Annotated in this window: 13 protein-coding genes and 1 pseudogene; 12 read left to right on the top strand and 2 right to left on the bottom strand. The window is 64.8% G+C overall.

Translation table 11 applies throughout. The features are described 5' to 3' along the window. The first annotated feature begins 212 nt into the window (after nt 1–212). From ACETMP_RS10860 to ACETMP_RS10825, 8 genes are all read left to right on the top strand, one after another. On the top strand, nt 213–1,670 hold the full coding sequence (locus tag ACETMP_RS10860) for a 6-hydroxynicotinate reductase (protein WP_375160935.1): 1,458 nt from the start codon (nt 213–215) through the stop codon (nt 1,668–1,670). Next, the gene (locus ACETMP_RS10855) at nt 1,667–2,563 is read left to right on the top strand and encodes a UPF0280 family protein (RefSeq protein ID WP_375160934.1); all 897 of its coding nucleotides are present in this window, start codon (nt 1,667–1,669) and stop codon (nt 2,561–2,563) included. The genes ACETMP_RS10860 and ACETMP_RS10855 overlap by 4 nt, the downstream gene beginning before the upstream one ends. Before the next feature lie 15 nt (nt 2,564–2,578). Beyond that, nucleotides 2,579–3,163 (top strand): amino acid synthesis family protein, encoded by a 585-nt coding sequence (locus tag ACETMP_RS10850; RefSeq protein WP_375160933.1) that lies wholly within the window; start codon nt 2,579–2,581, stop codon nt 3,161–3,163. Nucleotides 3,164–3,246: 83 nt separating this feature from the next. Next, on the top strand, nt 3,247–4,449 hold the full coding sequence (locus tag ACETMP_RS10845; RefSeq protein WP_375160932.1) for an ABC transporter substrate-binding protein: 1,203 nt from the start codon (nt 3,247–3,249) through the stop codon (nt 4,447–4,449). A gap of 156 nt (nt 4,450–4,605) precedes the next feature. After that, nucleotides 4,606–6,495, top strand: coding sequence for an ABC transporter permease (locus ACETMP_RS10840; RefSeq protein ID WP_375160931.1), 1,890 nt, complete (start codon nt 4,606–4,608; stop codon nt 6,493–6,495). Then, complete coding sequence (locus ACETMP_RS10835; protein WP_375160930.1) at nt 6,492–7,283, top strand: ABC transporter ATP-binding protein; 792 nt, start codon at nt 6,492–6,494, stop codon at nt 7,281–7,283. Before ACETMP_RS10840 ends, ACETMP_RS10835 begins: the two co-directional genes overlap by 4 nt. Then, complete coding sequence (locus tag ACETMP_RS10830; protein ID WP_375160929.1) at nt 7,280–7,984, top strand: ABC transporter ATP-binding protein; 705 nt, start codon at nt 7,280–7,282, stop codon at nt 7,982–7,984. Before ACETMP_RS10835 ends, ACETMP_RS10830 begins: the two co-directional genes overlap by 4 nt. Before the next feature lie 13 nt (nt 7,985–7,997). Continuing rightward, complete coding sequence (locus ACETMP_RS10825; RefSeq protein ID WP_375160928.1) at nt 7,998–8,453, top strand: MarR family winged helix-turn-helix transcriptional regulator; 456 nt, start codon at nt 7,998–8,000, stop codon at nt 8,451–8,453. A 163-nt stretch (nt 8,454–8,616) separates the two neighbouring features. On the opposite strand, the gene ACETMP_RS10820 is transcribed toward ACETMP_RS10825, so the two are convergent. Continuing rightward, a complete protein-coding gene (locus tag ACETMP_RS10820) occupies nt 8,617–9,306 on the bottom strand; it encodes a hypothetical protein (protein ID WP_375160927.1) in 690 nt (229 codons plus the stop codon). Nucleotides 9,307–9,431: 125 nt separating this feature from the next. Continuing rightward, nucleotides 9,432–10,629, bottom strand: a pseudogene (locus tag ACETMP_RS10815) (amidohydrolase family protein). A gap of 159 nt (nt 10,630–10,788) precedes the next feature. On the opposite strand from ACETMP_RS10815, the gene ACETMP_RS10810 reads away from it, so the two are divergent. The 4 genes from ACETMP_RS10810 (at nt 10,789) to ACETMP_RS10795 (ending at nt 13,626) form a co-directional block, all read left to right on the top strand. After that, complete coding sequence (locus ACETMP_RS10810; RefSeq protein WP_028135708.1) at nt 10,789–11,562, top strand: ferredoxin--NADP reductase; 774 nt, start codon at nt 10,789–10,791, stop codon at nt 11,560–11,562. 95 nt (nt 11,563–11,657) lie between these two features. After that, nucleotides 11,658–11,981: a hypothetical protein gene (locus tag ACETMP_RS10805; RefSeq protein WP_375160926.1), complete on the top strand. Its 324-nt coding sequence runs from the start codon at nt 11,658–11,660 to the stop codon at nt 11,979–11,981. Between the two features lie 89 nt (nt 11,982–12,070). Continuing rightward, on the top strand, nt 12,071–13,342 hold the full coding sequence (locus tag ACETMP_RS10800) for a cytochrome P450 (RefSeq protein ID WP_375160925.1): 1,272 nt from the start codon (nt 12,071–12,073) through the stop codon (nt 13,340–13,342). A gap of 98 nt (nt 13,343–13,440) precedes the next feature. Further along, nucleotides 13,441–13,626, top strand: a complete 186-nt coding sequence (locus tag ACETMP_RS10795) for a hypothetical protein (protein ID WP_375160924.1) — start codon at nt 13,441–13,443, stop codon at nt 13,624–13,626. Nucleotides 13,627–13,638 lie beyond the last annotated feature (12 nt).

Genomic DNA, 13,638 nt, shown 5'->3' with positions numbered 1-13,638 from the left:
CGACGTCGCGACGATACCGTTTGTACACAAACGTGCAAGCCATGCATGCCGCACTGCAGCGCGGCTGCCTTGTTTGTGGACAGAGTGGATGGGCAAATGAGGCTTTATGCGGCAGCTGCATCTTTTGCACTGCACCGCCGCTTGACAGCCGGAGGCGACCGCGCGCAACATCGTTCGTATACGAATGATAACCCGCGCCAGCTGGCTCCGACATGGTGACTGAAACGACGAACGCCGCCATCGACAAGATCCGCTGCGATGCGTGTCCGGTGATGTGCTACATCAAGCCGGGCGCGGCGGGTGCCTGCGACCGCTACGCCAACCACGACGGCAAGCTCGTCCGCGTCGATCCGCACGTGATCCTGGAGCGCACCGTCTCGCATGGCGGCAAGCTGGTTCCGTTCAGCCGCACGGAAGACTGGGACGGCAAGATCGTCCACGAGCCCTCGACCTTCGTCACCGCGATCGGTGCCGGCACCACCTATCCCGATTACAAGCCCGCGCCCTTCATCGTCTCCGCCGAGGTCGAAGGCGTCGACATGGTGACCGTGGTCACCGAGGGCATCTTCTCTTATTGCGGCGTCAAGGTGAAGATCGACACCGACCGCTATCTCGGTCCGGAGACCGCGACCGTGCGCGCGCAGGGTGAGGCGGTCGGCCACGTCACCACCAGCGAATACGGCTCGCAGATGCTGTCGCTCGGCGGCGTGCATCATCTCACCGGCGGCTCCAAGAAGGAGGGCCGCGTCACCTGCGACACGCTGATGGATCTCGCCAATTGCAAGCCGGTCGAGCTCACCATCGACGGCGGCGCCACGGTGGTGGTGCAGGCCGGTCAGCCGCCGATCGTCAACGGCGTCAGGGAAGAACGCATGCGCGTCGGCTGCGGCTCGGCGACGATCGGCATGTTCGCCAAGCAATGGCACGGCAAGGTGAATGAAGTCGTCGTGGTCGACGACCACATCACCGGCGTGCTGAGCGAGCACCAGGCCGGCAAGCTGCTCGACATCGCCGACACCGGCATCAAGATGAAGGGCCGGCGCTCGACGCCGGGCCGCTATTTCCAGGTCGCCGATCCCGGCACGGGGTGGGGCGGCACCAACATTTCCGATCCGCTAGCGATCCTCGGACCATTCGATGCCAAGGAAGCCAGACCCGGCCTGACCATGCTGATGGTCTCCACGACAGGTGAGCACTCGTCCTACTACGTGCTCGACGAGGCCTTGAAGCCGGTCGAGACCGAGATGCCGACCGACCTGAAGTTCTCGGTCGAGCGCATCCAGGAGAACTGCGAGCCGGCGCTGTGCACGGTGCTGTTCATGGCGGGGGCCGGCGGTTCCTTGCGTGCCGGCGTCACCGATAATCCGGTCCGGCTGACGCGCTCGGTGAAAGACGCGCTGACGCGCGTCACCAGCGGCGGCGCGCCGGTCTATGTCTGGCCCGGCGGCGGCATCACCTACATGGTCGATGTGACGCAGATGCCGGCGGGGGCTTTCGGCTACGTTCCGACCCCGGCGCTGGTCGCGCCGATCGAGTTCACGATGAAGCTGTCTGATTACGCCGCGCTCGGCGGCCATATGGATTACGTGAAGCCGCTGTCCGAGGTGCAGAACGGCGAGGATGTGCGGCAGCTGCCGTGGCAGAACCCAATCCCTGGGCCACGGGCATGACGAGGTTGCCGCAAATCGCATTGCTGTCTGACGGCCGGCGGCTGCATTTGCAGGATGGACCGATCGACCTGATCATCGAGGCGAGGGGGCGTGCGGACGCGGTGCGTGCGGCCTATGAGGCCGCGACGCAGCGGTTCACCGGATTGCTCGACGAGCTCTGCGCGGAGCTGCCGGCGTTGCGCGCTGCGGCCGAGGCGCGGACCTCGCTGAGCGGCGTGGTGGCGCGCCGGATGCACACGGCGGTCGCGCCCTTTGCCGCCGATGGCTTCATCACGCCGATGGCCGCCGTTGCCGGCAGCGTGGCCGAGGAGATCCTCGGCGCCATGCTGGGCGCTGCGACGCTCGATCGGGCCTATGTCAATAATGGCGGCGACATCGCTCTGCATCTCGGCCGTGGCGAGCATTTTTCGATTGGCCTGATGGATCGTCCCGATGGTGACGGCGTGATGCGGGCCATCCGGGTCGATGCGGACGACCGGGTCCGGGGTATTGCGACCAGCGGGCGCCACGGCCGCAGCTTTTCGCTCGGGATCGCCGATGCAGTGACGGTGCTGGCCGCGACGGCGTCGCAGGCCGATGCGGCGGCAACGGTCATCGCCAATGCCGTGGATCTGCCCGGGCATCCTGCCATCGTCAGGCAACTGGCCTGCGAGCTTCAGCCCGACAGCGATCTCGGCGCGCGTCTTGTCACCCGGCATGTCGGTGAATTGTCACGGAACGAGATCGCTGCCGCCCTCGAATCTGGCGCGGAATGTGCACGTCGATTGTTCGATCGCGGCTTGATCGAGGGTGCCGTAGTCCGGCTTTGTGGTGATATGCTTGTCATCGGACCTAAGCATATAAGAGAGCAACGAACGCGCCCGCGTCTGCCGGAAGACGCGGTCTGTGCCTGAACAGGGAAGCGAAACATGAGCGCGATCATCCGCAAGATCGTCACCGTCGTGGAAGAGACGCAGATGGAGATGGGGCGCCAGGTCTCGCCGCCGACCCGGCGTGCCGCGGCGATCGCCGTGATTGAGAATCCCTTTGCGGGACAGTATGTCGAGGATCTCTCGCCGCTGATTGCGATCGGCGAGGAGCTGGGGGAATTGCTGTCGAAGCGTGCGGTGGCCGCGCTCGGCATCGACGGTGCGAAGGCGCAGAGCTATGGCAAGGCCGCGGCCGTCGGCGAGAACGGCGAATTGGAACATGCCGCCGCGATCCTGCATCCCAAGATGGGGGCGCCCGTGCGTAAAGTGCTGAGCAAGGGCGCGGCGCTGATCCCGTCCTCGAAGAAGCGCAGCGGACCGGGCACGACGCTCGACATTCCGCTGGGGCACAAGGATGCGGCCTTCGTGCGCAGTCATTTCGACGGCATGGAGGTGCAGATCAACGATGCGCCGCGTGCCAACGAGATCATTGTCGCCGTCGCCGTCACCGACAGCGGCCGTCCGCTGCCGCGCGTCGGCGGGCTCACGGTCGCGGAGATCAAGGGCGAGGACGGTCTGAGATAGGGTTTGAAATCGGGGAGGCGGGCACAGCTTTCCCGACAAGGTCACGCTGACGACGTCAAAGAGTTCAAAAACTGGAGGTTGGGATGCGAGCGAGAAACATTTTTGTGGGAGCGGCCTTCGCGCTCCTGGCAGGCGGCATGGCTCATTCGGCCATGGCGCAGGACATCAAGATCGGCGAGATCAACAGCTATTCTCTGCTGCCGGCGTTCACCGAGCCCTATCGTAAGGGCTGGCAGCTCGCGGTCGAGGAAGTCAACGCAGCCGGAGGCATCAACGGCAAGAAGCTCGTCGTCATCTCCAAGGACGACGGCGGCAAGCCGGCGGACGCGCAGACCGCGGCCAACGAGCTGGTGTCGAGCGAGGGCGTTGCGATGCTCGCAGGCACCTTCCTGTCCAACATCGGCCTTGCGGTCAGCGACTTCGCCAACCAGAAGAAGGTGTTCTTCCTCGCGGCCGAGCCGCTGACGGACGCCATCACCTGGTCCAAGGGCAACAAATATACCTTCCGCCTGCGTCCCTCCAACTACATGCAGGCCGCGATGCTGGTCGAGGCGGCGGCGAAGCTGCCGGCCAAGCGCTGGGCGACGATCGCGCCAAATTACGAGTACGGCCAGTCGGCGGTCGCGGTGTTCAAGAAGCTGATGTCGGAGAAGCGCCCGGACATCCAGTGGGTCGACGAGCAATGGCCGCCGCAAGGCAAGATCGACGCAGGTCCCGTGGTGCAGGCGGTTGCCGCCGCCAACCCGGAAGCGATCCTCAACGTCACCTTCGGCGCCGATCTCGTCAAGCTCGTGCGTGAAGGCAACACCCGCGGCCTGTTCAAGGGACGCGAGGTCGTCTCGTTCCTGACCGGCGAGCCGGAATATCTCGATCCGCTCAAGGACGAGACGCCCGAGGGCTGGATCGTCACCGGCTATCCCTGGTACTCGATCAAGACGCCCGAGCACGATGCGTTCCTGAAGGCCTACCAGGCCAAGTACAACGACTATCCGCGCCTCGGCTCAATCGTCGGCTACCAGACCATCAAGGCGGCAGCGGCAATCCTGGCCAAGGCCGGCTCCACCGACCCGGAGAAGCTGATCGCGGCCGCGGAAGGGCTCTCCATGCCGTCACCGTTCGGCGAGATCACCTTCCGCAAGATTGATCACCAGTCGACACTCGGTGCCTTCGTCGGCAAGACCGCGCTGAAGGACGGCAAGGGCGTGATGGTGGATTCGTCCTACAAGAAGGGTGCGGACTATCTGCCTGGTGATGCCGAAGTCGCGAAGCTGCGTCCGAAGGATTAAACAGCCGTTCCGAACTCCGCCGCGTAGGGTGGGTTGGCCGAAGGCGTAACCTCACCTTCTGCGGCACACGAGAGACGGTGGGTTACGCCGGGCGACAGCGCTCCGCGCTGTCGCTGGGCTAACCCACCTTACGACATCACTCAACCCGGACCGCCGATGGCCTTTTACGTCGTACAGTTTCTGACCGGTCTCGCCAGCGCGGCGTCGCTGTTCCTGGTGGCCTCGGGCCTGTCGATCATCTTCGGCGTGACGCGGATCGTGAATTTCGCGCATGGCGCCTTCTACATGATCGGCGCCTACATCGCCTTCACGCTGACCGAGCGCCTTTCCGGCGCCTTCGGCTTCTGGGGCGGCATCGTGCTGGCGGCACTGGCCGTGGCGCTGATCGGAATCATCGTCGAGATGGTGCTGCTGCGGCGCATCTATCATGCGCCGGAATTGTTTCAGTTGCTCGCAACGTTCGGCCTGACCTTGATGGTCGAGGACCTCGTGGTGCTGGTCTGGGGGCCCGACGATCTCGTCGGCCGCCGCGCCCCGGGCTTCAGGGGCGCCATCGATTTCTTCGGCCAGAACATCCCGAGCTACGATCTGTTCCTGATCGTGCTGGGGCCGGTCGTGCTCGGCATCCTCTGGCTGCTGTTTCAGCGCACGCGCTGGGGAGTCCTGGTGCGCGCCGCGACGCAGGACCGCGACATGGTCGCAGCCCTCGGTGTCAATCAGAAATGGCTGTTCACGTCAGTGTTCGCGGTCGGCGTCTTCCTCGCCGCGCTTGGCGGCGCCCTTCAGATCCCGCGCGATGCCGTGCATCACGCCATGGATCTGCGCATCATTGTCGAGGTCTTCGTCGTCGTCGTGATCGGCGGCCTCGGCAGCATCATCGGCGCCTTCGTCGCGGCGGTGCTGGTCTCCGAGCTCAATGCCTTCGGCATCCTGATCTTTCCGAAGATCTCCATCATCCTGGTCTTCCTGGTGATGGCGGTGGTGCTGATCGTGCGCCCCTGGGGCCTGTTCGGCAAGCCGGAGGCGCCCGCGCGCAAGACGCCGGGCCTGACGGTCAATCCCTGGCGGCCGTTGACGTCAAACGAACGTCTCGCCGCGTTCGCAGCGCTCGTCGCGGCGGCCACCTTGCCGCTGTTCGCCGGCAATTATTTGCTGACCGTCGGGTCGGAGATCGCGATCTTCGTGATCTTCGCCGTCTCCCTGCATTTCCTCATGTCTGTCGGCGGGCTCGCGTCGTTCGGCCATGCCGCCTATTTCGGCCTCGGTGCGTATGGCATCGCATTCCTTGCCAAGATGGCGGGGCTGCCGATGGTCGTCTGCCTGCTTCTCGGGCCGCTGCTGGGCTGCATGGGCGCCGCCGTGTTCGGCTTCTTTGCCGTGCAGCTCTCCGGCGTCTACTTTGCGATGCTGACGCTGGCCTTTGCACAGATCGTCTGGTCGATCGCGTTCCAATGGGTGAGCGTGACAGGCGGCGACAACGGCATCCTGGGCGTCTGGCCGGAAAAGTGGGCGGCGAGCCCGTCGCACTTCTATTGGCTGGCGCTCGGCGTTGCAGCGCTGGTGACCATCGCGCTGCGGGCCATGGTGTTCTCGCCGTTCGGCTACGCGCTTCGTGCCACGCGCGACTCGCTGCTGCGCAGTGAAGCAATCGGCATCGACGCCAAGCGCATCCAGTGGACGGCGTTCGTGATCGCTGGCACGACCGCCGGCGTCGGCGGCGCGCTGTTCGCCTACCTCAAGGGCAGCGTCTTCCCCGACAATCTCGGCATCTCGCTGTCGGTCGATGCACTCGTCATGGTGCTGCTCGGCGGCGTCGAGACGGTGTCGGGCGCGGTGATCGGCGCCATCGTCTACAAGGCGCTCAACATCTGGCTGGTCAGCCAGACCGATCTGTCGAAGCTTGTGCTCGGCGGCTTCATCATGCTGATCGTCGTCGTCTTTCCCAAGGGCATCGTCGGCATGCTGGAAACGTTGGCGCAGCGCCGCAGGAAAGCGCCGCCGCCGGCCTCACCTCTGCTTGCCAAGCCGATCGAGTCTGCCGAATGAGCATCGCACCCCCACTTCTTGCGGTCGAAGGTCTGACCAAATCCTATGGCGGCATCCACGCCGTGCGCGGGGTGTCGTTCTCGCTACGGGCCGGCGAAATCCTGGCACTGATCGGGCCGAACGGCGCGGGAAAAAGCACGTGCTTCGATATGCTCAACGGCCAGAACGAGCCTGATACCGGCCATGTTCGCCTGCTCGGCGAGGAGATCACCGGCAGAAAGCCGCGCGATGTCTGGCGGCTCGGCGTCGGGCGCACCTTCCAGATCACGGCGACCTTCGCCACCATGACCGTGCGCGAGAACGTGCAGGTCGCGCTGATCTCGCACGGGCGACAGCTGTTCAATCCGTTCGGTTCGGCACCCAAGTTCGACCGCGACGAGGCCGGCCGTCTGCTCGAACTGGTCGGTATGGGCGGCTATGCGGATCGACCCTGCGGCGAGCTCGCCTATGGCGACCTCAAGCGGCTCGAGCTTGCGGTGGCGCTCGCCAACCAGCCCAAGCTCTTGTTGATGGACGAGCCGACCGCCGGCATGGCGCCGCGCGAGCGCGTCGACCTGATGCGGCTCACGGCGCAGATCGCGCGGGAGAAATCGATTGGCGTGCTCTTCACCGAGCACGACATGGACGTGGTGTTCGAGCATGCCGACCGCATCATTGTGCTCAACCGCGGCACGCTGATCGCCGAGGGCTCGCCGGCGGAGGTACGCGGCAATCCGCAGGTGCAGGCGGTCTATCTCGGCGAGGGCCTCGTCTACGATGCCCGCCACCGCGAGGGGACCTCGGCATGAAGCTCACGGTGCAAGACCTCAACAGTCATTATGGCCCGGCGCATATCCTGTTCGACATCGGCTTCGAGGTCGGCGAGGGCGAGGTCGTCGCGCTGCTCGGGCGCAACGGCGCCGGCAAGTCGACCACGTTCCGCTCGATCGTCGGCCTCGTCGCACAGCGAACCGGCCGCATCATGTTCGAGGGCAGGGATGTCTCGGCAAAGCCGACCCACGAGATCGTACGCGAGGGGCTCGGCTACGTGCCGGAGGAGCGGCGTATCTTCACCGACCTGACGGTTGAAGAGAATCTCGAGGTCGGTCGCCAGCCGAAGCGTGCGAACGCGCCGCACTGGACCCGCGAAAAGCTGTTCGCGCTGTTTCCCAATCTCGGTGAGATGAAGAACCGTCCGGGTGGCCGCATGAGCGGCGGCGAGCAGCAGATGCTCACCATCGCCCGCACGCTGATGGGCAATCCCTCGCTGGTGCTGCTCGACGAGCCCTCGGAAGGCCTGTCGCCGAAGATCGTGGAGCAGATGGTCGATGCCATCCTGACCATGAAGAAGGAGGGCGTCAGCATCGTCGTCTCCGAGCAGAACCTGCATTTCGCGCGGCTGATCTCGGATCGCGCCTATATCATCGAGCGCGGGCGCATCTGCTTCGGCGGCACCATGGCCGAGCTCGACGCGCGTCCTGATATCCGCGACGCGCATCTGTCGTTGTAAGGGCGGGGAACGGATGGCGAGAAGCGTCACGGCGAAGAAGAACGTCAAACCGACAAAACCGCCTTACGTGCTCGACGAGCAGGTCGGCTTCATCCTGCGCCAGGTCTGGCAGCGCCACAGCTCGATCTTCGCCCGCGATATCGGCACCAATCTGACGCCAACGCAATGGGCGGCGTTGTCCAAGCTCGCCGAGACCGGTCCGTGCTCACAGAACCAACTCGGCCGCCTGACGGCAATGGATGTCGCCACCATCAAGGGCGTGATCGACCGCCTCACGGCGCGCGGCCTGACCGAGACCAGTCAGGATCCCGAAGACGGACGCCGCTTGCTGGTGAGTCTGACGCGCGTCGGCCAGCAGCTCGCGGAGAAGCTGGGGCCCAATGCGCTGGCGATCACCCGCGAGACTCTGGCGCCGCTCGACGCCAAGGAGCGCGAGACGCTGATGGCGCTGCTGAACAAGCTGCGCTGACGACGGTGCCGTAGGGTGGGCAAAGCGCAGCATGCCCACCATCTCTTCATCAGTGAGAGATCGTAGGCACGGCGCTGCGCGCCTTTTCCCATCCCTCGGCAGTTGGACAAGGCGCGCAGATCTGTTGGCATTGTGAAATTCCTAAAGAGAGCCGTTCTCAACGTCATGTCTTGCCCGGCCATTTGGCGCGGTAGCGGATTTCGCTGCCGTCAGTCAGCCGCCGCCACGTTCCGAACTCCGGCGTATGCGGGGCGCGGGCCGTCAGGTCGATCGGATAGATTCGGGTCGGCTGGCCCTGGATGCTCACAGCGAGTTGACGGTGCGAGGTTCGAAAGGCGAGTTCGACTTCGCCGGCGATGACGGCCTGGTCGCCGTCGCGATGGAAGGCGGCCGGGTTCACTTCGCCCGGCATGGTGTTGAGGTCGGTCTGCAATTCGATGGCGATTCCCTGCTGTGATGCCGGCACCGTTACTCCCGCCGGAAAGCGGACCTCGAACACAAGAAGAGGATTGGCCGCGTTCGGATTGAGCCACGGCGTCGCGGTCGCATAGGCGTAAGCGAGGTAAGTGGCGGCGGCTGCGACGCAGAAGAGTACGACGATGCCAAGGGACTTCAGACTGGTGCGGGCGACGCTTCCGTTGCTTGCGTCCGTCTCTGGGCGCGTCACCAGCCAGCTTGCGAGCACCGCGCCGGCGATTGCGCCGATGGGGGAGTAGACGAACAGTCCCAGCAGACCCGATGTGATCGGGTCCGCCCGGTTGCCGAAATCGAAGAAGGACAACAGCACAAAAGTGGCGATATAGCCCGCCACCGCGCCGGCAGCGCCGACGGCTATTCGCGATGAGCTTTTCATGTCTGCCTCGATGGTCCAGCAATGAACTGCCGCCGCCGAGGGCTGCCTGCGTTAGACGCAGCAGGACGCAGACTTGTTCAAACCCTTCGATGGACGATGCGGAGCGGTTGGCCGCACCGCCAGCGTCACTTCGCCACCACCTCGGGCACTTTCCCCGCCGGCGGGGTGTTGCGGCTGCGCTGGGTGCGCACGATGCCGTCGATGATGGTCATGCCGATGCCGGGCAGATCGCCGAGCTGGACGCTCTCGAGAATGTTCTTGCCGGGCGAGTGCTGCGCCTTGTCCATGATGACGAAGTCGGCGGAACGGCCGACCTCGATCAGGCCGCAATCGAGCTGCCGCATCCGCGCGGTGTTGCCGGTGGCAAGGCAGAAGGCGATCTCGGCCGGCAGATCGCCGAGCGAGGACAGCATCGAGACCATGCGCAGGATGCCGAGCGGCTGCACGCCGGAGCCGGCGGGCGCGTCGGTGCCGAGGATGACGCGGTGCAGGTCGCCCATCTCGCGCGCGGTGCGCAGCGTGAACAGGGCCGAGCGTTCATTGCCGTTGTGCACGAGCTCGAGGCCCGCGCTTGCAGCCCTCGCAGATGCAGCGGATCTGGTCGTCGGGCAGCGCGGTGTGGCCGCCGTTGATGTGGCCGACGACGTCGGTGTCGGCCTCCAGCACCACGTCCTTGTCGATCAGGCCGGAGCCGGGGATCGAGGGGCCGCCAGTGTGGATCGTGCTCTGGATACCGTATTTGCGCGCCCAGCCGACCATCTTGCGTGCGGTCGGGCCGTCCTTGACGCCGCCAAGGCCGACTTCGCCGAGCAGCTTGACGCCGTTGGCGGCCATCTCCTTGAAGTCTTCTTCGACCATCTCGCATTCGATCACCGGCGCGCCGGCGTGAACCTTCACGCCGCCGGGACGCAAGGTCCAGAACGCGCGCTGGGCGAACACCGCCATGGCCTTGAGGCCGACGACGTCGCGAGGCCGGCCCGGCATGTGCACTTCGCCGGCGGAGATCATGGTGGTGACGCCGCCATGGAGATAGCTGTCGATCCAGTTGATCTGGTTCTGCCGCGGCGTCCAGTCGCCGGCGACGGGGTGAACGTGACTGTCGATCAGGCCCGGCGCCACCGTGGTGCCCTGGGCGTCGACGATGGTGGTCGCGCCCTCGATATCGACGTCCTTGAAGCGGCCGATGGCGGTGATCTTGCCGTTCTCGGCGACGATGGTGTCGCCGTCCAGGATCGGCTTTTCCAAGGCGCCGGACAGGATCAGGCCGATATTCCGGATCACGAGCTTGGACGGTCCGGCGGCCTGGGGTGCGTCATGCGCCATGGAAAGGGCTCCTTATTCCTAACTGCAACGCTTCCGATCTTGGGCAGCCTTGACCGCGGGATCAAGCCGGATTATTCATTAGTATACGAATGATCGTGTACAAACGACGCATAGCTGGACCGCCTCGAAGACCGCAATTGACGCGACAGGGAAGGTGAGATGAGCAATTTCAATCAGGAAAGCGTTTTGAGCGTCCACCACTGGACCGACACGCTGTTCTCGTTCAAGACCACGCGGAGCCCGACCTTCCGCTTCCGCAACGGCGAATTCACCATGATCGGGCTCAAGGTCGGCGAGAAGCCGCTGCTGCGGGCCTACAGCGTCGCCAGCGCCAATTACGAGGACACGCTGGAGTTCTTCTCGATCAAGGTGCCCGACGGCCCGTTGACGTCGCGGCTGCAGCACCTGAAGGAAGGCGACGAGATCATCGTCAGCCGCAAGGCCACCGGCACGCTCGTGATCGACAATCTGGAGGAGGGGCGCAACCTCTACCTCATCGGCACCGGCACGGGCCTTGCGCCGTTCCTGAGCGTGATCAAGGATCCCGAGACCTATGAGCGGTTCCAGAAGGTGGTGCTGCTGCATGGCTGCCGGCACGTCAAGGAGCTCGCCTATGGCGAGATGATCACCCAGACGCTGCCGCAGGACGAACTGATCGGCGAATACATCCGCGAGCAGCTGATCTATTACCCGACCGTGACCCGCGATCCCTTCCGCAATCGCGGCCGCATCACCGATCTGATCACCTCGGGCAAGCTGTTCAGCGATATCGGCCTGCCGGTGCTGGAAGCCGCCCACGACCGCGTCATGATCTGTGGCAGCCCCGCGCTGGTGGCGGACACCCGCGTGCTCCTGGGCGAGCGCGGCTTCGTCGAGGGCAATCACGGCGAGCCGGCCCAGTTCGTGGTCGAAAAGGCCTTCGCCGAGCGCTAAGTTCGCAGAAAGACCGTATTTTCGCCCTCGGGCGGGCGTTGCGGTGCCGATTCGGCGCTTGATACACTGTGGGAACAGATCAGCGGAGTTCCCACATGGTTGCGGACAGCGACAGCAACATCGCCTGGCACCGGGTTCAGTTGAGGAAGAATCGTGCCGAGTTGAAGGCGCTCGAGACCGCGCGCTTCACGATCGGGGAAATCGCATCGTCGAAGCGGAACGGCCAGACCCAGAAGGCGGTCGCGGAAATCAAGCGCAAGATCGCGCAGTCGGAGCGTGTGATCGCCGATCACGATAAGCGCACGCGCCGTCCGCTCGCGACGGACCTGCAGAGCCTCAGCAATGGCAGTTGGAGCCATTGGGACGCCTACACCCAGCAGCAGCGCAAGACGGGTCAACGTTCGCCGGAACGCGGCTAGACTCGTCTCGTTCCCGAAGGGGAAGGCCCCTGCGCCGCCCGGGCCGCGCACCATCTGGGTGAGACGCCAGCAATCAGTGCGGTGATCCCATGAATGTGCGCCTCGATTTCACCAGCGAGGCCTTCTTTCGCGATCCGCCCAGGGCCATTGCGACGCTGCGCATGTCCGGGCCCGTGGTTGCGACACGGTTTCCTCTCATCGGCGACGTCTGGATCACCACGACCCATGACGCCACCGCGCAGGTCCTGAAGGACGACGCGATCTTCACGTTGCGAAAGGAAGACGGCGACGTCGCCGGTCTGCGCTGGTGGATGCCGCGCTACGTCAGGACCATCGCCAACAACATGCTGACGATGGACGAGCCGGATCACACCCGGCTGCGCAGCATCGTGGACGAGGCCTTTCGCCGCCGCGCGATCGTCGCGATGGAGCCGCGCATCCGTGCCATCGCCGACGGCCTCGCCGACGAGCTGTTCTCTGCGGGAAGTCCGGCCGATCTGGTTCAGCGCTATGCGCGCATTCTGCCGCTCGCGGTGATCTCGGAATTGCTCGGGTTGCCGTTGGCCGATCGTCCCCGCTTCATCGCCTGGGCCAATACGATGTCTTCGCTGACCAACGTCGTCAGCTTCTTCCGCCTGCTGTTCGCGTTCCGCAAGATGCGTGCCTATCTGGATCGACAATTGCAGGTCGCGCGCGAACATGGCGGCGAGGGCCTGATCGCAGAGCTGGTCCAGGTCGAGCGTGAGGGCGGCCAGATCACGCCGGATGAAATGGTCTCGATGGTCTTTCTGCTGCTCGCGGCGGGGTCGGAGACCACCACGCATCTCATCAGCGGCTCCGCTTACGAGCTCCTCAGAAGTCCGGACTGGCGCGATTGGCTGGAGCAGGACTGGAGCCGCATCGGGCTCGCTGTCGAGGAGTTCCTGCGCTTCGTCTCCCCCGTGCAGTTCTCCAAGCCGCGCTATGTCCGGCGGGATGTCGTGGTCGAAGGCGTACGTCTGAGCAAGGGTGATCGGGTCATGGTGATGCTCGCCGCCGCGAACATGGATCCGGCGATGCATGACCGTCCGGAGCGGCTCGATCTTGAGCGCAAGCCGAATCGTCATCTCTCGTTCGGAACGGGAATCCATTTCTGCCTCGGCCATCAGCTCGCGCGCATCGAGGCGGCCTGTGCGCTGGAAGTACTGTTCGTGCGCTGGCCGAAACTCGGCTTGGCCGTCGATCCCGCCGAGGTCCACTGGCGCAAGCGGCCGGGCTTGCGCGCGATCGCGAAGCTTCCAGTCGCGGCCGAGGGCCGGGGAACACGGATGACTGCCTGCAGCGAAGCAAGCATCGATCGTTCCCTTACCGCGGCGAGCTGACGCAAGTCTCCCTTCGGGGAATCTTTGTCACACATCGTCCAGGAACGGTGTGCCGCTCGTCCTGTTGTCCCCTCGCACGTCCGAACGGGAGACACATCATGACCAGCAAGATGCCACCTGTTCCGCCGGAAAATCAGAGTCGCAAGGGAACCGGCGACAGCAAGCAAATGTCCGCTGATCAAACGCCGCATGGTCAGCAGCGCGCGGAAAATCCGGACCAGCAGGGACAGCAGGGCAACATCAAGCAGAACACGACCAACCAGGGATATCAGCAAGATCGTTGAGGAGGGCGACAT

This window comes from Bradyrhizobium dasycarpum, from assembly GCF_042019905.1.
Lineage (GTDB): Bacteria > Pseudomonadota > Alphaproteobacteria > Rhizobiales > Xanthobacteraceae > Bradyrhizobium > Bradyrhizobium japonicum_B.
This window is presented reverse-complemented; position numbering and strand designations above follow the sequence as displayed.

What these genes read in the sequence shown, in the direction of transcription:
- ACETMP_RS10860 (WP_375160935.1), top strand. Translation starts at nt 213, where the DNA reads ATGGTGACTGAAACGACGAACGCCGCCATCGACAAGATCCGCTGCGAT.
- ACETMP_RS10855 (WP_375160934.1), top strand. Translation starts at nt 1,667, where the DNA reads ATGACGAGGTTGCCGCAAATCGCATTGCTGTCTGACGGCCGGCGGCTG.
- ACETMP_RS10850 (WP_375160933.1), top strand. Translation starts at nt 2,579, where the DNA reads ATGAGCGCGATCATCCGCAAGATCGTCACCGTCGTGGAAGAGACGCAG.
- ACETMP_RS10845 (WP_375160932.1), top strand. Translation starts at nt 3,247, where the DNA reads ATGCGAGCGAGAAACATTTTTGTGGGAGCGGCCTTCGCGCTCCTGGCA.
- ACETMP_RS10840 (WP_375160931.1), top strand. Translation starts at nt 4,606, where the DNA reads ATGGCCTTTTACGTCGTACAGTTTCTGACCGGTCTCGCCAGCGCGGCG.
- ACETMP_RS10835 (WP_375160930.1), top strand. Translation starts at nt 6,492, where the DNA reads ATGAGCATCGCACCCCCACTTCTTGCGGTCGAAGGTCTGACCAAATCC.
- ACETMP_RS10830 (WP_375160929.1), top strand. Translation starts at nt 7,280, where the DNA reads ATGAAGCTCACGGTGCAAGACCTCAACAGTCATTATGGCCCGGCGCAT.
- ACETMP_RS10825 (WP_375160928.1), top strand. Translation starts at nt 7,998, where the DNA reads ATGGCGAGAAGCGTCACGGCGAAGAAGAACGTCAAACCGACAAAACCG.
- ACETMP_RS10820 (WP_375160927.1), bottom strand. Translation starts at nt 9,306, where the DNA reads ATGAAAAGCTCATCGCGAATAGCCGTCGGCGCTGCCGGCGCGGTGGCG.
- ACETMP_RS10810 (WP_028135708.1), top strand. Translation starts at nt 10,789, where the DNA reads ATGAGCAATTTCAATCAGGAAAGCGTTTTGAGCGTCCACCACTGGACC.
- ACETMP_RS10805 (WP_375160926.1), top strand. Translation starts at nt 11,658, where the DNA reads ATGGTTGCGGACAGCGACAGCAACATCGCCTGGCACCGGGTTCAGTTG.
- ACETMP_RS10800 (WP_375160925.1), top strand. Translation starts at nt 12,071, where the DNA reads ATGAATGTGCGCCTCGATTTCACCAGCGAGGCCTTCTTTCGCGATCCG.
- ACETMP_RS10795 (WP_375160924.1), top strand. Translation starts at nt 13,441, where the DNA reads ATGACCAGCAAGATGCCACCTGTTCCGCCGGAAAATCAGAGTCGCAAG.